This is a genomic window from Qipengyuania aestuarii (genome assembly GCF_019711535.1).
Taxonomy (GTDB): Bacteria; Pseudomonadota; Alphaproteobacteria; order Sphingomonadales; family Sphingomonadaceae; genus Qipengyuania; species Qipengyuania aestuarii.
Genome location: NZ_JAIGNP010000003.1, coordinates 477,398 through 494,710, shown reverse-complemented (window position 1 = coordinate 494,710; position 17,313 = coordinate 477,398). Strand labels below are relative to the sequence as shown.

Genomic DNA, 17,313 nt, shown 5'->3' with positions numbered 1-17,313 from the left:
AAGGGCCAGCCGCCTCACCTCATCCGGCATAACCGGTAGAGCGGGTCACATCCTCCCACGCGGCGATTTCGCCCCGCACGGCGTCCAGCTTCTGCTCCACCAGCGCCAGCGCATCCTCGCCCAGCAGCAGGCGCGCGGGCGGATTGTCGCTCGCCACCAGCTTGAGCAACGCCGCCGCCGCCTTGGCCGGATCGTTGGGCTGATTGCCGCTCTTTTCCTTGCGGGCGGCGCGCAGCGGATCCATCACCGCATCGTAATCGCCGATGGCGCGCGGGGTGCGCTGCATCGAGCGGCCCGCCCAATCGGTGCGGAACTGGCCCGGCGCCAGCGCGGTGACATGGATGCCGAGCGCGGCGACCTCCTTGCCCAGCGCCTCCGAAATTCCTTCCAGCGCGAACTTGCTGCCGCAATAGAAGCTGATCCCCGGCATGGTGATGAAACCGCCCATGGAGGTGACATTGACCACATGCCCGCTGCGCCGCGCGCGCATGGAGGGCAGCACCGCCTGGATCAGCGCCACCGGGCCATAGACATTGGCGGCGAACTGGCGCTCCAGCTCCTCAATCGAGGATTCCTCCAGCACGCCCTCGTGCCCATAGCCCGCATTGTTCACCAGCACGTCGATCGGACCCAGCGCGGCTTCGGCTTCGGCCACGGCGGCGGGGATCGCCGCGTAATCGGTCACGTCCAGCGTCACGGGGAAGGCGCGCTCCCCGTCCAGCGCGGCGAATTGCGCGCCGTCCTCCGCCCGCCGCACCGTGCCCGCCACGCGGTGCCCGGCGGCCAGCGCGGCCTCGGCAAAGGCGCGGCCGAGGCCCGAACTGACGCCGGTGATGAAAAATGTCTTGGTTTGCGGGGTGGTCATGCGAAACTCCGTCCTGTGCTTTTAAATATATCATGATATAAATAGGCAATGGCAAAGAAAGACACAAGTCCCACCCCCGCTCCGACACGCGCCCCGGCCCCCACGCCTGGCCGCGCCGACGCGATGCGCGCGAAAATCCTCGACGGGGCGGAGCGGCTGCTGCGCACCGGCAAAGCGGATTTCTCCATGCGCGATCTGGCGGCGGAGGCGGGGGTGAGCTTTGCCACGCCCTTCAACCGCTTCGGCAGCAAGCTGGCCATCATGCGCGCCCTGTCGGCACGGCGGATCGACGCGATGATCGCCCGCTATGGGGCAGAAGCGCCCGCCGGTGATGTGCCGAATGATCTGCCGACCCGCGTGGCGCTGGCGATCGACATCGCGGTGGACACCATGCTGGCCCAGCCGCAGGTCAACCGCGCGGTGATGGGCGCCATCGGTTCGCCGCCCGCGGGGCAGGATGAGCCGGCAGTCCGTGTGCTCGACCATTCCACGATGCTCTGGGAAAAGGCGGTGGGGGCGGTGGGTCCGGATGCGTCTCCCGCCGATCCCGACCTGCCCCAGCGGCTGGCCTTCGCCTTCCGCGGCGTCCTGTCCTTCTGGACCGCAGGCGAGCTACCCGACGAAGCCCTGCGCCCCGCCGCCCACGCCATGGCCCGCGCGCTGTTGCCGAGGGGATAGGCCGCGCCGTGATCTGGCCCCTCTTAAACAATCTTTCAAAATTCGGCACTTAGGATAAAGCCGATCTGGGCAATCCTTTGGGGGGATCGAATTCATGAAAAATTTACGGGCGGGGCTTGGCCTCGCGTCGCTGGCGCTGGTGCTGGCTGTGCCGGCGCAGGCCGGGGTGAGCGAGGATTTCGCCGGCTGCGACGGGCTGCGCAAGCCCAAGCGCAGCGATGACGGCATGCGGGGGGAAGCGACGATCGCCTCCTGGGGCGGCTGGCCGGGCCAGAATCCGGGCGCTCAGCCGATCACGGTGGTCAATGCCTGCAACCGCGCGCTGGACAGCGGCAAGCTGCTGGACGAACAGACCCTGCGCCGGGCGCATGTCCTGCGCGCACGCGGGGCGGCGCAGCTGCAGCTGGGCTAATATGCCAAGGCGCTGGCGGATTTCGAGTCCGCGCGCGCGGCGGGCCGCGAATATGACGGCGACTTCTTTTACGAACGCTCGATGGGGGTCTCGCTCGACCTGCTGCGCGCCATTGCGCTGAATGATCTGGGGCGGCGCGAGGAAGCGCTGGCGCTGTCCGATGCGGCGCTGGCCAAGCGGCCCTATGCGCTTGCCGTGCAGCGGGTGGCCACTTTCCTGCGCGCGGGCAATGGCGACGCGCCGACGGACCCGGCGCTGTGGCAGACGCTGGCGCAGATCGACCCGGCGACCCGCTCGCTGACGAGCCAGCTGGCGGGCACTCCCGACGATTTCCGCATGCTGGCGGCGACCTCGGGCGAGCCGGTGGTGGAGATGCCGCCGCCGCCGACGCTCGAGGAGATGATGCGGGGCGGCGGCGCCGAAGCCTTTGCGGGCAAATGGCTCGCCGCGACCGGCAAGGTGATGCGGACCGCCTATGCCCATGCCGCCACCGGCGATGCGGAGACGGCGCGCCGCTGGGTCGAAGCCACGCGCGCGGCGCTGTCTGCGGAGGCAAAGGGCGATGAGGCAAAGCCCGGCGGGCTCGACACGCTGGTGCGCAAGCTGTCCATGGTCGGAGCGTTCGACCCCTATGCCGCCATGGTCGAGGCGCGCATTGCGGTGAACGAGGGACGCTTTGCCGATGCCGCCGCCGCGCTGGACGGCAAGAACTTCAAGCACTCGCCCATCACCGACGATCTGTGGGATGCCTATGCCGCCGCCACGGCGGATGGCGATGCGCCCGCTCTGCCCGCGCTGGGCGATGCGCCCGAACGCACATCGCCCAAGCTGGCGGCGCTGGCGCCGGACCTGCTGATGCGGCCCGAATCGGAACGCAAGCTGATCGATTACAAGAAGTCGCGGCCCAATGTGCTCGCCGCGCTGGCGGGCGCCGCGGTGACGATGGGGGTCGGCCTGCTCAATGGCATCCCGCGCACCTCGGGCTTCGAGCAGACCGAATTGCCGGATGGCACGGTGAAGGTCGAATATACCGGCAACACCACATCGGGCGCGATGGTGCAGGAAATGACCCTGCTGCGCGCCGCCGAAATCGCGCAGGAAGCGGGCAAGACCCATTTCCACATCGCCGGGCGCGAGGATTACCAGCGCTATCTCACCCAGTCGCAATATGGCGTCGAACGCTCGCGCACGCTGACCGGCTACAAGACCGTGATGACGATCGCGCTGCTGGATGATGGCGGGGCCAATTCCGCGCAGGCAGTGGATGCCTTGGCGGTAATCGATGCGCTGGGGCCGATCTATTACGGAGAATAGCGCGGGAATCCGGCGTTCCGGGCCCGCGCCCACCGATCAAGCGGGTGTTCGGGCACCAATCCGGAACAGTAAAGCGAGGGCGCCGATGGTCGGCACCCTCCCTTTTGTGTGCCCTTATGGGGTGATGAAAGGCTCAGCCTTCGAAAGTGGTTTCCAGCGTGATCTCGCAGTCGAGCAGGCGCGAGATGGGGCAGTTTTCCTTGGCGTCGGCGGCGATTTCCTCGAACTTCGCCTTGTCGATGCCGCCGATCTTGCCCTTGCAGTGCAGCGCCGATTTGGTGACCGTGAAACCGCCATCCTGCTTCTCCAGGCTGACCTTGGCATCGGTCGTCAGATTGCCGTCGGAATAGCCGGCTTCCGCCAGTTTGAAGCTCAGCGCCATGGTGAAACAGCTGGCGTGGGCGGCCGCGATCAGCTCTTCGGGATTGGTGCCCGGCGCATCCTCGAAGCGGGTGTTGAAGCCATAGGGCTGGGCCGATAGCGCGCCCGATCCGGTGCTGACATGGCCCTTGCCGTCCTTGCCGAGACCTTCGTAGGTTGCGCTGCCATTGTTCGTGATTGCCATGATGAAATCTCCTTTTCCCTTAGGAGAAGACCAGGGCGGGGCAATCGTTCCGCGCGGGCTAGATCCCGAAGGCCTTGAGCCCGGCATCCATCATGCCTTCCAGCCCGGCGCGCACCCCCTTGCGGCGGCCGGCATGGGGCGCTTCTTCCAGCACCAGCACGCCGCTGCCGCCTTCCACGCGGTCGCGCAATAGCGGTTCGCGGCCGAGCAGATAGGGGACGAAAGTCTCGTTGCGGGCGACCGAATAGCTGAGATCGGCGGAAAAGCCCGCCAGTTGGTCCTGCCCGAAGCGGCGGCCGCTATCGACCGGCTCGACCCGCACGCCGCGCCCGCCCTTGACCACCAGCCGCGCCGGGCCGTGAAAGACGAGGAAGCGCAATTGCTGCGTCAGCCAGGCGTTGAGATTGAAGATGCGCCAGCTGCTCTCGATGCGGAGCGGACGGTCCTGCGGCTGCACCACGGCGGCCAGCGCGCGGGGCTGCAACACCATCGCCGCGCCTGCCGGAAGGTCGATGGCGGTGACTTCGGCGAAGGGATCCTCGTCGGCGGAAATGACGGTGGTCGTCTCAGGCCCCCGCACCCTGGTGAGGAAGGTCATCCCGCTGGCAAAGCTGGTGAGCGGGCTCTTCCAGTCGAGCATTCCTTTAGTGCGCAGTTCCGCACCCGCCGGGCTGGATTGCAGGAAACCCTGCCGCACCAGCAGCTCTTCGCCGGGGGCCAGCGTGATGGCGACCGAGGCGCGCGATTGCTCCGCCGCCGCCACCCGATTGCTGGACCCGGCACCAATCTCCGCGCCCGGGACCGCGATGCGGATCGCGCGGCGCCGTTCGGCAAAGGGGGCCACCACGTAGTAGAGAAACGCGCGGATCAGATAGGGGGTGAGCAAGATGCCCAGCAGCGCCCATGCGGCTGCCACCAGCACATCGCGCAAGGTGGTATCGGCCATGCCTTCGGTCGTGTCGCCAAGCGGCGCGGTGGTCCAGTCCTGCGCCGCGGCATAGGCCCGCTGCGCCTCTGCCAACCGCTCGCGCGCGGCGATCCCGGCCTCGCGCCGGGCCGCGCGCGTCCGGGCGGCCTCGCAGCGCGTGTCGCGCCGGTCCTCGAGCTGCTGCCGCTCGCGCAGGAAGATGTCGCGCGCCTGCTGCTCGACCTCGTTGAGCCGCTCGAATTCGGCGAGCCGGCCCTCGGCTTCGCGGCACAGGCGATAGGAGACGGTAATGGCGTTTTCGGTGGGAATGCGGCGATAGCGGTCGAACTGCCGGTCGGCGGCCTCCACCGCGATCTGCGACAGCTTCGCCTCGCGTGCCGAGGTCAGCGCGGCAAGCTCGGCATCGAGCGCGGCGATCTGCAGGCGGGTCCGCTGCGCCGCGAGCAGGCGCGACGGGCGCACAGTGTCGAGCAGCCCGCCGCCCTCGTCCAGTTCGCGCTGCAAATCCGCCCGCTGCTCCCGGGCCGCGGCAATCCGCGTATCGAGCTGTTCCTTGCCGAGCTCGCGAATACCCGCCTCGCGCCGGCGTAGATCGGCTTCCAGCTGCGATCTTTCCTGCGCGATGGTGTCTCGGATATCCGCGACCGACATCGTGTCCTGCCGCAGGCTCTCGCTCGAAAATTCGGACGCGAGCCGCGGCCAGACGAGGATGTAGAAGGCAAAGGCGAGGCACAGCGCGAGGTAGAGCACCCCGGTGCGCCCCAGCCAGCCGAGCAGGGCCTTCATGTCGCCATGCCCGCTGTCATCCGCCTGCCGTCATCGCGTGCCGATCAGATGATCCCGATTTCCTTGCCCGCCGTCTCGAAGATGTCGAGGATCTTGCCGACTTCTTCCTCGCTATGCTCGGCGCAGAGCGAACAGCGCAGCAGGGTCATATTGGCGGGCGTTGCCGGCGGACGGGCGAGGTTCACGTAAAGGCCGCCCTTGATCAGCGCTTCCCACATGGCCGCGCCCTTTTCGAGGTCGGGCATGATCACCGCAATGATTGCGCTCTGCGGTTCCTCGGTCCCCAGCTTGAAGCCGAGATCGCGCAGGCCCTTGTGCAGGGTGCGCGAATTTTCCCACAGATGCGCGCGCTTTTCGGACCCGCTCATCAGCTTGCGGATCGAGGTCGCGGCGGTTGCCACCACCGATGGCGGCAGGCTGGCGGTGAAGACATAGGGGCGGCAGACGAGCCGCATGATTTCGAACTTGGGATGGTTCGAGACGCAGAAACCGCCCACGGTGCCCACGCTCTTGGAGAAGGTGCCGATGATGAAATCGACATCGTCGATCACGCCTGCATCTTCCACCACGCCGCGGCCGTTTTCGCCGATGAAGCCCATCGAATGCGCTTCGTCGACCAGCACCATGGCGCCGTATTTCTTGGCGACGGCGACCATTTCCTTCAGCGGTGCGACATCGCCGAGCATCGAATAGACTCCTTCGAGGATGACCAGCTTGCCCGCGCCTTCGGGAACGCGCTTGAGACGCTTTTCCATCGCTTCGATGTCATTGTGCTTGAACGGCACGACTTCGGCCTGGCCCATCGCGCAGCCGTCCCAGATGCTGGCATGGCTGTCGATGTCGAGGATGATGTAATCGCCCTTGCCGGCGATGGTGGAGATGATGCCCAGATTGGCCTGGTAGCCGGTCGAGAACACCATGGCATGGTCCATGCCGTAAAATTCGCGCAGCGCATCCTCGCACTCCTTGTGGCCCTGATAGGTGCCGTTGAGCACCCGGGATCCGGTCGTGCCCGATCCGAAGTCGGCCAGCGCCTGCTTGCCCGCCTCGATCACGTCGGGATCGAAGGTCATGCCCATGTAATTATAGGTGCCGAGCAGGATCGTCTCGCGCCCGTTGCACACCGCCCGGGTCGGCGAGAGGACCTTTTCCATCACCAGGTTGAAGGGATCTTCCTGCCCGCTGGCGAGCAGGTTTTCGCGCAAGTTGATGATGTCGTCGAACTTGGAGAACAGGTCCTTGCCGTCCCCCTCTAGCGTCTGCGGCTGGTCGGCCTGGATGATGCCTTCGCTCATGCGGCGGCCTGCAGCTTGTGAACCGCATCGACGAGCTGGCCATAGGTCTCGATCTCGGCCTGCTGGTTCATCGAGATGATGATGTCGAATTCATCCTCGATCTCGGCAACGAAATCCATCACCGTCAGGCTGTCGAATTCGAGATCGTTCTGGAAGGTGGTGTCTTCCTTGATCTCGATGCCCTTCTTGTTGAAGGGTTCTGCGAGTTCGCGGATTTTCGCGTCTACCTCGGCACGGTCCATGGCTTGGTCCAGTTCTTTCAAAATGCGGGTGCGACCTGCAGTATTGCAGGCCCTAACGAATGGGGCGGCAAAGCGGTTTCCGGCCCCGCTTGTCAAGCTTGGCGGCGCTGCGCTCAGTCATCCAGCAGCTGGCGGACGGAGTTCATGAAGGGCCCGATGGACACCGGCTTGGCCAGATAATCCTGCGCGCCCGCTTCACGGATGCGGTCTTCATCGCCCCTTCCAGCATAGGCGGTGACGGCCAGAACCGGCACATGTTTCAAGGCCTTGTCGGATTTGAGCTGGGCGATCAGCTCCACCCCGTTGATATTGGGCAGCTGGATATCCATGATAATCAGAGCCGGTTCGGATTTCTTTGCCGTGCCCACGACATTGCTGCCATCGGCAACCGGCACTACCTCGTAACCGTTCGCCTTCAGAACGTCACAAAACAGCTTACGATTGAGGTCGTTGTCCTCGACAACGAGGATTCTCTTTGCCACTTGCCCAGTCACTCCTGCCACTAGGGGTGACCCCCTATAGAGATGCGGAAGGACTGACAATTACGAGCGGGTACAAATCGGCGGGTAGAGACGATCGTGCGCCCGAAGTGCTGGCGCTCGAAGCGCTCGGCTGGGCGCTGACCGACGAAAAGCGGGCCGAACGCCTGCTCTCTCTCACCGGCCTCACGCCGGAGCGGCTGCGCCACGGGCTGGAAGATCGCAGCGTGCAGGCGGCGGTGCTGGAATTCCTCGCCAATCACGAACCGGACCTTATTCTGGCCGCAGACGCTTTGAACACGACGCCCGAAACTCTGGTCGCCGCTGCAAGGGAATTGAACACATGAACCGCCCGCTGATCATCTCCGACTGCGACGAGGTGCTGCTCTACATGGTCTCGCCCTTCCGGACCTGGCTTGCCGAAACCCAAGGCGTGGATTTCCACATGGGCAGCAATGATTTTTCGCAGGCGCTGCGCTGGCAGGACAGCGGCGCCGTGCTCGAACAGGAAGAGATCTGGCGCAAGCTGGGAATGTTCTTCGATACCGAAATGCACCGGCAGGAACCCATCCCCGGCGCGATCGAAGGGCTCAATTCGCTGTCGGACCAGGCCGATGTGGTGATCCTCACCAATCTGGTCGACAAGCGCCAGCAGATGCGCACCGAACAGCTGGCCGGGCATGGCCTCGATGCGCGGGTCTTCACCAACCAGGGCCCCAAGGGCCCGGCGCTGCAGGCCATTCTCGACGAATATCAGCCGTCGAAAGCCATCTTCATCGACGATCTGCCGCAGCATCACCGTTCCGCGCGCGAGACTGTCGCCCAGATCACCACGCTCCACCTGTGCGGCGAACCCGAGCTCGCTCCGCATATCGACTGCGCCCATAGTGCGGGCCACGCCGATGCGCGGATCGACACCTGGGACAAAGCGCTGCCCTGGCTGGAAGAACAATTGCAGAAGGAAAACGCATGACTATCGAGGCCAAACTGGAAGAACTGGGCATCACGCTGCCCGAAGCAGCGGCACCGGTTGCCAGTTATCAGCCGCTCGTCGTGTCCGGCTCCACCGCCTATGTCTCGGGCCAACTACCCTTCGTCGACGGGACGCTCGTGACCGGCAAGCTGGGGCAGGACGTCACGCTGGAACGCGGGCAGCAGGCCGCGCGCGCCTGCGGGCTGATGATCCTTGCCCAGCTCAAGGCGGCGGGGCTGCTCGAACGCGTGGAAAAGGTGGTCAAGCTGGGCGGGTTCGTCTCCAGCGTGCCCGGTTTCACCGACCAGCCCAAGGTCGTGAACGGCACCAGCGATCTGATGTTCGAAGTCTTCGGCGACGCGGGCCGCCATGCGCGCAGCGCGGTCGGCGTGCCGGTCCTGCCGCTCGATGCGGCGGTCGAAGTCGACGCGATCATTGCGCTTAAGGACTGATCTTGCGCCACTTGCGGCACGGCTGGCAGCGGTGAGCGGGCGTGCTCTCGCTGTTTGACCGGCTTGTCGTCCGGCCGCCCGATCCCGCGCGGGTCGGGTGGCTGCGCGACTGGACCTATGCCCACCGCGGGCTGCATTCGGCCGGCGTGCCGGAAAATTCGCTCGCGGGCTTTGCCCTGGCGGTCGAACGCGGGCTGGGCGTGGAATGCGATATCCAGCGCAGCCGCGATGGGCAGGCGATGCTGGTGCATGACTGGGAACTCGACCGGCTCACCGGCGTCAGAGGGCCGCTGTCTGCGCATAGCGCGGAAGAACTGGCGCAGATCGCCTTCCTCGACAGCGAACACAAGCTCGCGCGGCTGGACGATCTGCTGGCGCTGGTGGAAGGCAAGGTGCCCATCCTGATCGAGGTGAAATCGCGGCGCGGCTACGATGTGAAACGCAGCTGCCGCGCGGTGGCGAAGGCGCTGGAGCAATATGCCGGGCCGCACGCCGTGATGAGCTTCGATCCGCGCGTCTGCATCTGGTTCGCGAAGCATTCGCCGCAGACCGTGCGCGGCCTCGTCATGCGCGAGGATGAGGTGGGCATGACCCAGAAGGCCTGGCAGCGGCATCTCGCGCTCTGGGTCGCGCGGCCCGAATTCATCGCCTATCATGTCGCGGCCTTGCCCAATCCCATGGTCGCCTCGCTCCGCGCCCGCGGAATGCCCGTCCTCACCTGGACCGTTGATTCGCCCGAACGGCGCGAACAGGGCGCGGCGCATGCCGATGCGCTGATCGCGGAAGGGGAAGGGCTGGCATGAGCGGAGAAGGTCTCGCCGCGCGCATGTCCGGTTCGGTCGGTACGTTCGACGCTGCGGCGTGGAATGCGCTGGCCGGGGACAATCCCTTCATGCGCCACGAATTCCTCACCGCGCTGGAAGATTCGGGAAGCGTGGGGCCTGGTACCGGCTGGCAGCCCGTGCCGCTGGTGATCTCGGCGGACGACGGGCCGCCGCTCGCCGCCATGCCCGCTTATGCCAAGGGTCACAGCCAGGGCGAATATGTCTTCGACCATGCCTGGGCCGATGCTTATGAAAGGGCGGGGGGCAATTATTACCCCAAGCTCCAGATCGCGGCGCCCTTCACGCCCGCTACCGGTCCGCGTCTGCTGCTGTCCGATCCGGCGCTGGCCGCACCGCTGCTCTCGGCGGCGCAGCAGGTCTGCCTGCAGAACGGCTTTTCGTCCGCTCATGCCACTTTCATCGAGCCCGATCAGGTGCCGCTGTTCGAAGAGGCCGAATGGCTGCTGCGCACCGATATCCAGTTCCACTGGGTCAATCAGGGTTTCGGCAGCTTCGACGATTTCCTCGCCACGCTGACCTCGCGCAAGCGCAAGGATCTGCGCAAGGAACGTGCCGCGGCGCAGGAAGGGCTGGAGATCGTGCGGCTCACGGGCGGCGAGATCAAGCCCGAACACTGGGATGCCTTCTGGCATTTCTATCAGGACACCGGCGCGCGCAAATGGGGCCAGCCCTATCTGACCCGCGCCGCCTTCGACCTGATGGGCGAGCGCATGGGCGATGCCATCGTGCTGGTGCTGGCGCTCGATGATGGCGAACCGATCGCCGGTGCGCTCAATTTCATCGGCGGCGATGCGCTATACGGGCGCTATTGGGGCTGCACCCGGCAGGTGCGCTTCCTTCATTTCGAGCTCTGCTATTACCAGGCGATCGATGTCGCGATCGAGCTAGGCCTCGCGCGGGTCGAGGCCGGGGCCCAGGGCGGGCACAAACTCGCCCGCGGCTACGAGCCCGTCGAAACCGTCTCCGCCCACTGGATCGCCGATCCCGGCTTCCGCGCGGCGGTGGCGGAGTTCCTCGAGCGCGAGCGCGAAGGCGTGGCCGCCGACCGCAATTATCTCGAGCGTCGAACGCCCTTCAAACGGCAGGCCTAGATCACGCAACTTTGCGCTGATCCGCGTCCAGCCAGCTGCGCGCACGGCGCTGGGCTTCGTGAATTTCGCGTGCCGTCATTTCGTCGGCCACGTCGGCGCGCGCCCAGGCGGCTTCCGTGTGATACATCGATGCGGCGATGTTGAACCATTTGTGCGCTTCGATCATGTCGACGATGCAGCCGTGGCTGCCCGTGGAGAGCGCGACGCCAAGATCGTAAAGCGCGTCCACGCTGCCCTGCTCGTAATTGGCCAGATATTCCGCGATCGTGACCATGCCCCGGTCACTCTGTTCGATGCGGCCTGCGCCCCCGTCGATTGCCTTGAAAACCATATCCCGAACTCCCCGTTTCGAACGCCAGCTCGGCGGCCGGCAAGGCCCAGACTGCGATCTCTTGGTCAACATATGGTTAACTTCGGTGCAATAGGCGTTAACCGCGCTTGCGAATGGGTCGCAACTTTCGGGTAAATCGCCCGAAAGCCGCTTGCGGGCCTACCGCCCCGCTTCTATAGGCCGCGCTTTCGGAGGGCTTCAGGGACCGGAAAAATCCGGCCCAGCAGGATGGCGGCTCGCCGAACACTCGAGAGTTGGGAAGAAGGTACCACGCTCAATGGCCTCATCGGCATCGAATGTTTCGGAAAAACTTGCCCAGGCAAAAGCTGCCGTCGATCCCGATTACGTCCCGTCGGACGACGAAGAATATATGGGCGACACGCAGCTGGATTATTTCCGCGTGCTGCTGCTCGACTGGAAGAAGTCGATCCACGACGCGGCAGGGCAGACATTGCAATCGCTCCAGGACGGGCCCATCCGCGATTCCGACCTCAACGATCGCGCCTCGTCGGAAACCGACTGGGGGATCGAACTGCGCACGCGTGACCGCCAGCGCAAGCTGATCGCTAAGATCGATGCGGCGCTGCGCCGGATCGATCAGGGCGAATATGGCTGGTGCGAAGTGACGGGCGATCCGATCGGCTTGCGCCGTCTTATCGCAAGGCCGGTTGCGACCATGACCGTAGAAGCGCAGGAAGCGCACGAGCGCCGCGAAAAGGTTTCGCGCGACGAGTGAGGCGTCCCGCCTCGCGCTGACGAACCTGTTCACTGGCGGATCGTAACTCTGGCGGACCCTTGCGCTTTCCGGCCGTCTGACCGGGCAGGGCAGCGCGGCACCCGGCGATCGTTAACGAACAAGGTTAACCGCAGTTTATCTTTTAAGCCGATCCCTGTATTACCCTTTCAGCCAATGGATAACGCCCACTGCTCGCTGGAGGCCAGAATGATGCCTGACACCGACTTGCGAAACGAAAAACGCGACAGCGTGCTGATGATGGCGCAGCTGACGGTCGAAGGTGCTGGCGCGAGCGAGAGGGTCAAGATCCGCAATCTGTCCAATTCGGGGATCCAGGTCGAAGGTCCGGTCCTGGCCGGCGAAGGGCAGCGCGCCGTGGTTTCCATCCGGCAGATCGGCGATGTCGGCGGCACGGTAACCTGGACCAGAAGCGCGCGAATCGGCATCCGTTTTGACGAGCCGATCAAGGCCGACGCAGCGCGCACCAGCCTTGTCGGCGACATGCCCGAAGCCCCCCGCTATGCCCGCGCCGCGATCACGCCGCGCGAAAGCTACGGAAAGCCGCGCAGCGTCTAAGCCGTTAATCTTGCGTGTGCCTGCCGCGCTGCTAGGTCACACGCATGCTTCGCCATTCTGCCCTGTTGTTGTCCGCCGCGCTCGTGGCTTCCTGCGGCGGGGCGGCTGATGATGGCCTGGTCAGGGTCGCCCATATGGGAGATGCGGCGTCGCTTTATGCGGTCGGTCTGGAACTGGCCCCCGGCGCGCAATTGCTTCACGGGGCGCAGCAGCAGGGCCTCGTCCGGTTCAACGCCGCTGGCGAGATCGTCCCCGGCCTGGCCGAACGCTGGATCGTCACCGATGACGGCCGCAGCTATATTTTCCGCATCACCGAATTCGATCTGCCCGACGGCACCCGTCTGACGGCGCGCGCCGTGGCCGAAGGGCTGGAGGAAAGCATCGAACGGGTGAAGGGCACCAGCCTCGGTCTCGACCTGGCGAAGATTTCGGAAGTGCGCGTGATGACCGGCCGGGTCATCGAAATTCGCCTGCGCAGCCCCATGCCGGGGTTCCTCCATCTCATCGCCCAGCCGGAACTGGGCGTGGCGCTGGACGAGGGCAATGCCGGACCGATGCTGGCCGAACGCGAAGGCGATGCCACTGTCCTGGTGCCGATCCCGCCGGAATTGCGCGGCCAGTCCCCGCGCCGTAACTGGTTCGAGATCGTCGACCGGGTTCAGCTGGCGCCCTATGCCCCGCGCGCTGCCGCTCAGGCGTTCGAGCAAGGGCAGGTCGACCTGCTGCTCGGCGGCCGTCTGGAAACCCTCCCGCTCGCCATTACCGGGGCGCTGTCGCGCGGCACCGTTCGGCTCGATTCGGCGATCGGCCTGTTTGGCCTCGACGTGCTACGCCCCGAAGGCTTTCTCGCAACCCCCGCCAATCGCGAGGCGCTGGCGCTGGCGATCGATCGCCCTTCGCTGGTGGCGCAGTTCAACCTCTCGGGCTGGACCGGGTCGAACCGCATCGTGGCCGCCGACATGCCGGGCGACGACGGGAGCGTGGCCGAGCGCTGGACTACCCTCTCGCTCGACCAGCGCCGTAACGAAGCCGCCTTGCGCGTGCGCCAGTGGCAGGTCCAGAACGGCGCCGCAGCGGCTGTATCTGTCTATCTGCCACAGGGGCCGGGATCGGATTTCCTGTTCGCCGCCCTAGCCGAAGATCTCGCCTCGGTCGGCGTGACCTTGCAGCGCGCCGAGCAGCGCGATGGTGCGGACCTGGCCCTGCGTGACAGTACGGCGCGGTTTGCCGGAGCCCGCTGGTTCCTCAACCAGTTCAACTGCGCCTTCTCGGCCCCGGTCTGTTCGCCCGACACCGATTATCTGGTCGAACTCTCGCTCGATGCCGCCAATCCGGCCGAAGAAGCCTCCTACCTTGCCGAGGCCGAGCAGACGCTGACGGCGACCAATCTCTACATCCCGCTGGGCACGCCGATCCGCTGGTCGCAGGCGCGCGCCGGGGTGGAGGGGTTCTCCGAGAACGGCTGGGCCGTGCATCCCTTGTTCCCGCTGTCCAAAGCCCCCATCTAGAGCGTATGGACGACAGACGCCTCACGCCGATCGAGCCGCAGCCCCGACAGGACGAAACCTTCGGACCGCAGGGCGGGGCAGCCCCGCTGCGTTTCGATTTTCCGGGTGGCCGCGATCCGCAATCGATCCGCCGCCGGGTCGAAGCGATGGAAATCATCCTCGAACGTTCAATGACGCTGCCGGGCACGAATTACCGCATCGGCCTCGACACGGTGATCGGTCTCGTCCCCGTTCTGGGCGATCTGATTACCGCGGCCATGGGCAGCTACATCGTCTGGGAGGCGCGCAATCTCGGCCTGCCGAAATGGAAGCTGTGGCACATGATGGGGCGCATCGGTTTCGATACCGCCGTGGGCGCGGTTCCGCTGGTGGGGGACGCGTTCGACCTCGTATACCGGTCGAACACGAAGAATTTGAAGACCATCATCAAGCATCTCGACAAGCACCATCCCCAAACGAAGGTTATCGACCAGTAGTTTGCTTGTCGGTTCCCGCGCGCTAGGGCAGCGCACATGGCTTCCGATATCACCTATTCGAGCTATCTCGATCTCGACCGCATCCTGTCGGCCCAGCATCCGTCATCCGATGCGCATGACGAGATGCTGTTCATCATCGTCCACCAGGCCAGCGAGCTGTGGCTCAAGCTGTGCCTCCACGAACTCACCGAAGCGCGCGAATGCATCCGCGAGGATCGCCTGCGCCCGTCGTTCAAGATGCTGGCGCGCGTGGCGCGGGCGCAGGGGCAGCTGATCCAGAGCTGGGACGTACTCAGCACCATGACTCCGCACGACTATTCGACCATCCGCCCCTTCCTCGGCGGGTCGAGCGGGTTCCAGAGCGCGCAGTACCGGATGATGGAATTCCTTCTGGGCGGGCGCAATCCCGACATGATCACCATGCACGAGGCGACGCCGGAAGTGGCTGCGGGCTTGCGCGAGGAACTGACCCGCAAGAGCATCTATGCCGAAGCCATCGCGCTGCTCGCCCGCCGCGGGCTGGACATTCCCGCCGAGGTGCTGGAGCGCGATCACGGCAGCGCGTGGGAGCATGTGCCCGGGGTAGAGGCAGCTTGGGCGCAGATCTACCGCGATCCCAAGGAATATTGGGACCTTTACGAACTCGCCGAAAAACTGGTCGATCTGGAATACCATTTCCAGCGCTGGCGCTTCGGCCATCTGAAGACGGTTGAACGCATCATCGGCTTCAAGAAGGGCACCGGCGGCACGCCCGGCGTGCCCTATCTGGCGGGCGTGCTGAAGGCCGCCTTTTTCCCCGAACTGCTCAGCGTGAGGACGGCCCTATGAGTTCCTGGAAGAGCAAGCGCCGCATCTGGGACATCAGCCAGGTTCTGCGCCCCGAACTGCCGGTCTGGCCCGGCGATACCCACTTCGCTTTCGAGCGGACCTGGCGGATGGATGAAGGTTCGCCCGTCAATGTCGGCCGCATGAGCATGAGCACGCATTCGGGCACGCATGCCGATGCGCCGCTGCATTATGCCGCAGACGGGATGGATGCCGCCAGCATGGAACTCGACCCCTATATCGGCACCTGCCTGGTGGTGGATGCGCGCGGCGTGAACGGCGAAGTCGACGTGGCCGACCTGCCGCATATCGACAGCGTCGACCGAGTGCTGTTCCGCACTTGGGACGCCTTCCCGCATGACGAATGGCGCAGCGACTGGCTGCCGATTGCGGACGAAACGATCGAGTGGCTGGCGCTTCAGGGCGTCAAGCTGATCGGCACCGACGCGCCCAGCGTCGATCCGCAGGAGAGCAAGACCATGGCCGCCCATAAAGCCGTGCTGAAACACGACATGCGCATTCTCGAAGGGCTGGTGCTCGATGATGTGCCCGAAGGCCGCTACGAGCTGATTGCCCTGCCGCTGAAAGTGGGCGGCGGGGATGCCGGGCTGTGCCGCGCGATCCTGCGGGAGCTGGGCGATGACTGAGCCGCCTGGCGCACGCGCGCGCATCCTCGACGCCGGTGACCCGCTGGCCCTGTATCGCGACCGTTTCGATGTGCCCGACGGGGTGATCTATCTCGATGGCAATTCGCTCGGCTGCTTGCCCCGGGCTACGCCCGCGCGGCTGGAAGAGGTGGTGCGGCAGGAATGGGGGCGCGATCTCATCCGCAGCTGGAACAGCGCGGGCTGGATCGACATGCCCAAGCGCGTGGGCGCGAAGATCGCCCCGCTGATCGGCGCGCAGCCGCATGAAGTGATTGCGACCGACAGCGTTTCGGTAAACCTGTTCAAGCTGATTTCCGCCGCGCTCGCCATGCAGGCCCAAAAACATGGGGCGCGCCGCAAGGTCGTGCTGAGCGAGCCGGGCAATTTCCCGACCGATATCTACATGATCGAAGGGCTGGAAAAGCAGGGTCTGGCCGAGCGGCGGCTGGTGGATCGCGGCGCCATGAAAGATGCGCTGGGAGACGATGTGGCGCTGCTGCTGCTGACCCATGCGCATTACAAGACCGGCGAATTGTTCGACATGCCCGCGCTAACCGAGGCCGCGCATGATGCAGGCGCGCTGGTCCTGTGGGATCTGTCGCATTCGGGCGGCGCGCTGCCGGTCGATCTGAATGGCGCTCATGCCGATTTCGCCGTTGGCTGCGGGTATAAATATCTCAATGGCGGCCCCGGTGCGCCTTCCTATGCCTTCATCGCCGAACGGCATGTGGAAGCGACGCAGCAACCGCTCAGCGGGTGGATGGGTCATGCCGCGCCCTTCGCCTTCAGCGACGATTACCGTCCGGCACCGGGGGTGGAGCGGCTGATGTGCGGCACACCCGGCATTCTGGGCCTGGCCGCGCTGGAAGTGGGCGTCGATATCATCGCCGAAATCGGGATCGAGCCTCTCTATGCCAAGTCTCAGCAATTGTCCGAATTCTTCCGCCAGTGCCTGGCTGAAAGCGGGCTCGAACTCGATCTCGTCAGCCCGGCGGACCCGGGGCAGCGAGGCAGCCAGCTCTCTTTCCGCCACGAAGAAGCCCATGCCATCTGCCAGGCGCTGATCGCACGCGGGGTGATCGGCGATTTCCGCGATCCCGACATCCTGCGCTTCGGCTTCGCACCCGCCTATCTGCGGTTTGCGGACATGGCGGAGGCGGTGCGCCACCTGACCGAAGTGATCGAAACCGGCGAATGGCAGCGCGAGGAATTCCGCGAGCGCGCGGCGGTTACTTGAGGTCCGCTATGGGGTGGGGTGCGGACCTTGCGCTGCTTGGGGTCAGAGTGGC

General features: G+C 65.4%; 22 protein-coding genes. 15 read left to right on the top strand and 7 right to left on the bottom strand.

Going from position 1 to position 17,313, the window contains the following annotated elements; translation table 11 throughout:
* Nucleotides 1–19: 19 nt before the first annotated feature.
* Nucleotides 20–865 (bottom strand): oxidoreductase, encoded by an 846-nt coding sequence (locus tag K3175_RS12140; protein ID WP_221543640.1) that lies wholly within the window; start codon nt 863–865, stop codon nt 20–22.
* Nucleotides 866–913: 48 nt separating this feature from the next.
* On the opposite strand from K3175_RS12140, the gene K3175_RS12135 reads away from it, so the two are divergent.
* The 3 genes from K3175_RS12135 (at nt 914) to K3175_RS12125 (ending at nt 3,269) form a co-directional block, all read left to right on the top strand.
* Nucleotides 914–1,543: a TetR/AcrR family transcriptional regulator gene (locus K3175_RS12135; RefSeq protein WP_247710878.1), complete on the top strand. Its 630-nt coding sequence runs from the start codon at nt 914–916 to the stop codon at nt 1,541–1,543.
* 94 nt (nt 1,544–1,637) lie between these two features.
* Complete coding sequence (locus K3175_RS12130; protein WP_221543639.1) at nt 1,638–1,955, top strand: hypothetical protein; 318 nt, start codon at nt 1,638–1,640, stop codon at nt 1,953–1,955.
* Nucleotides 1,956–2,036: 81 nt separating this feature from the next.
* Complete coding sequence (locus tag K3175_RS12125) at nt 2,037–3,269, top strand: hypothetical protein (protein WP_221543638.1); 1,233 nt, start codon at nt 2,037–2,039, stop codon at nt 3,267–3,269.
* A gap of 133 nt (nt 3,270–3,402) precedes the next feature.
* On the opposite strand, the gene K3175_RS12120 is transcribed toward K3175_RS12125, so the two are convergent.
* The 5 genes from K3175_RS12120 to K3175_RS12100 all read right to left on the bottom strand — a co-directional run bounded on the left by K3175_RS12120 (nt 3,403) and on the right by K3175_RS12100 (nt 7,567).
* Nucleotides 3,403–3,834, bottom strand: coding sequence for an OsmC family protein (locus K3175_RS12120; protein ID WP_221543637.1), 432 nt, complete (start codon nt 3,832–3,834; stop codon nt 3,403–3,405).
* A gap of 58 nt (nt 3,835–3,892) precedes the next feature.
* Nucleotides 3,893–5,548, bottom strand: a complete 1,656-nt coding sequence (locus tag K3175_RS12115) for an AIM24 family protein (protein WP_221543636.1) — start codon at nt 5,546–5,548, stop codon at nt 3,893–3,895.
* Nucleotides 5,549–5,592: 44 nt separating this feature from the next.
* The gene (gene spt, locus K3175_RS12110; protein ID WP_221543635.1) at nt 5,593–6,843 is read right to left on the bottom strand and encodes a serine palmitoyltransferase; all 1,251 of its coding nucleotides are present in this window, start codon (nt 6,841–6,843) and stop codon (nt 5,593–5,595) included.
* Nucleotides 6,840–7,085 (bottom strand): acyl carrier protein, encoded by a 246-nt coding sequence (locus K3175_RS12105; RefSeq protein WP_221544132.1) that lies wholly within the window; start codon nt 7,083–7,085, stop codon nt 6,840–6,842. The genes spt and K3175_RS12105 overlap by 4 nt, the downstream gene beginning before the upstream one ends.
* A 113-nt stretch (nt 7,086–7,198) precedes the next feature.
* Nucleotides 7,199–7,567: a response regulator gene (locus K3175_RS12100; protein ID WP_221543634.1), complete on the bottom strand. Its 369-nt coding sequence runs from the start codon at nt 7,565–7,567 to the stop codon at nt 7,199–7,201.
* A 53-nt stretch (nt 7,568–7,620) separates the two neighbouring features.
* Here K3175_RS12100 and K3175_RS12095 point away from each other — a divergent pair, with 53 nt between their 5' ends.
* The 5 genes from K3175_RS12095 to K3175_RS12075 are packed head-to-tail and all read left to right on the top strand — an operon-like array spanning nt 7,621 to nt 10,925.
* Complete coding sequence (locus tag K3175_RS12095; protein WP_247710932.1) at nt 7,621–7,911, top strand: DUF3572 family protein; 291 nt, start codon at nt 7,621–7,623, stop codon at nt 7,909–7,911.
* A complete protein-coding gene (locus K3175_RS12090) occupies nt 7,908–8,537 on the top strand; it encodes an HAD family hydrolase (RefSeq protein WP_221543633.1) in 630 nt (209 codons plus the stop codon). Before K3175_RS12095 ends, K3175_RS12090 begins: the two co-directional genes overlap by 4 nt.
* The gene (locus tag K3175_RS12085) at nt 8,534–8,989 is read left to right on the top strand and encodes a RidA family protein (RefSeq protein WP_221543632.1); all 456 of its coding nucleotides are present in this window, start codon (nt 8,534–8,536) and stop codon (nt 8,987–8,989) included. The genes K3175_RS12090 and K3175_RS12085 overlap by 4 nt, the downstream gene beginning before the upstream one ends.
* Before the next feature lie 41 nt (nt 8,990–9,030).
* On the top strand, nt 9,031–9,792 hold the full coding sequence (locus K3175_RS12080) for a glycerophosphodiester phosphodiesterase family protein (protein WP_221543631.1): 762 nt from the start codon (nt 9,031–9,033) through the stop codon (nt 9,790–9,792).
* On the top strand, nt 9,789–10,925 hold the full coding sequence (locus K3175_RS12075; protein ID WP_221543630.1) for a GNAT family N-acetyltransferase: 1,137 nt from the start codon (nt 9,789–9,791) through the stop codon (nt 10,923–10,925). The genes K3175_RS12080 and K3175_RS12075 overlap by 4 nt, the downstream gene beginning before the upstream one ends.
* A 1-nt stretch (nt 10,926) precedes the next feature.
* On the opposite strand, the gene K3175_RS12070 is transcribed toward K3175_RS12075, so the two are convergent.
* The gene (locus K3175_RS12070) at nt 10,927–11,256 is read right to left on the bottom strand and encodes a hypothetical protein (RefSeq protein ID WP_221543629.1); all 330 of its coding nucleotides are present in this window, start codon (nt 11,254–11,256) and stop codon (nt 10,927–10,929) included.
* Nucleotides 11,257–11,533: 277 nt separating this feature from the next.
* On the opposite strand from K3175_RS12070, the gene dksA reads away from it, so the two are divergent.
* From dksA to kynU, 7 genes are all read left to right on the top strand, one after another.
* Complete coding sequence (gene dksA / locus K3175_RS12065) at nt 11,534–11,992, top strand: RNA polymerase-binding protein DksA (RefSeq protein WP_221543628.1); 459 nt, start codon at nt 11,534–11,536, stop codon at nt 11,990–11,992.
* 207 nt (nt 11,993–12,199) lie between these two features.
* Nucleotides 12,200–12,568, top strand: coding sequence for a PilZ domain-containing protein (locus K3175_RS12060; RefSeq protein ID WP_221543627.1), 369 nt, complete (start codon nt 12,200–12,202; stop codon nt 12,566–12,568).
* Between the two features lie 44 nt (nt 12,569–12,612).
* Nucleotides 12,613–14,076 carry an ABC transporter substrate-binding protein gene (locus K3175_RS12055; RefSeq protein ID WP_221543626.1) on the top strand — a complete coding sequence of 488 codons (1,464 nt, stop codon included), beginning with the start codon at nt 12,613–12,615 and terminating at the stop codon, nt 14,074–14,076.
* Between the two features lie 5 nt (nt 14,077–14,081).
* The gene (locus K3175_RS12050; protein ID WP_221543625.1) at nt 14,082–14,552 is read left to right on the top strand and encodes a DUF4112 domain-containing protein; all 471 of its coding nucleotides are present in this window, start codon (nt 14,082–14,084) and stop codon (nt 14,550–14,552) included.
* Between the two features lie 36 nt (nt 14,553–14,588).
* Complete coding sequence (locus K3175_RS12045) at nt 14,589–15,380, top strand: tryptophan 2,3-dioxygenase (protein WP_221543624.1); 792 nt, start codon at nt 14,589–14,591, stop codon at nt 15,378–15,380.
* Nucleotides 15,377–16,024 carry an arylformamidase gene (kynB, locus tag K3175_RS12040; RefSeq protein WP_221543623.1) on the top strand — a complete coding sequence of 216 codons (648 nt, stop codon included), beginning with the start codon at nt 15,377–15,379 and terminating at the stop codon, nt 16,022–16,024. Before K3175_RS12045 ends, kynB begins: the two co-directional genes overlap by 4 nt.
* Complete coding sequence (gene kynU / locus K3175_RS12035; protein WP_221543622.1) at nt 16,017–17,261, top strand: kynureninase; 1,245 nt, start codon at nt 16,017–16,019, stop codon at nt 17,259–17,261. Before kynB ends, kynU begins: the two co-directional genes overlap by 8 nt.
* Nucleotides 17,262–17,313: the final 52 nt, after the last annotated feature.

Excerpts from the sequence above, each read along its gene's own strand:
- K3175_RS12140 (WP_221543640.1), bottom strand. The coding sequence starts at position 865 with ATGACCACCCCGCAAACCAAGACATTTTTCATCACCGGCGTCAGTTCG.
- K3175_RS12135 (WP_247710878.1), top strand. The coding sequence starts at position 914 with ATGGCAAAGAAAGACACAAGTCCCACCCCCGCTCCGACACGCGCCCCG.
- K3175_RS12130 (WP_221543639.1), top strand. The coding sequence starts at position 1,638 with ATGAAAAATTTACGGGCGGGGCTTGGCCTCGCGTCGCTGGCGCTGGTG.
- K3175_RS12125 (WP_221543638.1), top strand. The coding sequence starts at position 2,037 with ATGGGGGTCTCGCTCGACCTGCTGCGCGCCATTGCGCTGAATGATCTG.
- K3175_RS12120 (WP_221543637.1), bottom strand. The coding sequence starts at position 3,834 with ATGGCAATCACGAACAATGGCAGCGCAACCTACGAAGGTCTCGGCAAG.
- K3175_RS12115 (WP_221543636.1), bottom strand. The coding sequence starts at position 5,548 with ATGAAGGCCCTGCTCGGCTGGCTGGGGCGCACCGGGGTGCTCTACCTC.
- spt (WP_221543635.1), bottom strand. The coding sequence starts at position 6,843 with ATGAGCGAAGGCATCATCCAGGCCGACCAGCCGCAGACGCTAGAGGGG.
- K3175_RS12105 (WP_221544132.1), bottom strand. The coding sequence starts at position 7,085 with ATGGACCGTGCCGAGGTAGACGCGAAAATCCGCGAACTCGCAGAACCC.
- K3175_RS12090 (WP_221543633.1), top strand. The coding sequence starts at position 7,908 with ATGAACCGCCCGCTGATCATCTCCGACTGCGACGAGGTGCTGCTCTAC.
- K3175_RS12085 (WP_221543632.1), top strand. The coding sequence starts at position 8,534 with ATGACTATCGAGGCCAAACTGGAAGAACTGGGCATCACGCTGCCCGAA.
- K3175_RS12075 (WP_221543630.1), top strand. The coding sequence starts at position 9,789 with ATGAGCGGAGAAGGTCTCGCCGCGCGCATGTCCGGTTCGGTCGGTACG.
- K3175_RS12070 (WP_221543629.1), bottom strand. The coding sequence starts at position 11,256 with ATGGTTTTCAAGGCAATCGACGGGGGCGCAGGCCGCATCGAACAGAGT.
- dksA (WP_221543628.1), top strand. The coding sequence starts at position 11,534 with ATGGCCTCATCGGCATCGAATGTTTCGGAAAAACTTGCCCAGGCAAAA.
- K3175_RS12060 (WP_221543627.1), top strand. The coding sequence starts at position 12,200 with ATGATGCCTGACACCGACTTGCGAAACGAAAAACGCGACAGCGTGCTG.
- K3175_RS12055 (WP_221543626.1), top strand. The coding sequence starts at position 12,613 with ATGCTTCGCCATTCTGCCCTGTTGTTGTCCGCCGCGCTCGTGGCTTCC.
- K3175_RS12050 (WP_221543625.1), top strand. The coding sequence starts at position 14,082 with ATGGACGACAGACGCCTCACGCCGATCGAGCCGCAGCCCCGACAGGAC.
- K3175_RS12045 (WP_221543624.1), top strand. The coding sequence starts at position 14,589 with ATGGCTTCCGATATCACCTATTCGAGCTATCTCGATCTCGACCGCATC.
- kynB (WP_221543623.1), top strand. The coding sequence starts at position 15,377 with ATGAGTTCCTGGAAGAGCAAGCGCCGCATCTGGGACATCAGCCAGGTT.
- kynU (WP_221543622.1), top strand. The coding sequence starts at position 16,017 with ATGACTGAGCCGCCTGGCGCACGCGCGCGCATCCTCGACGCCGGTGAC.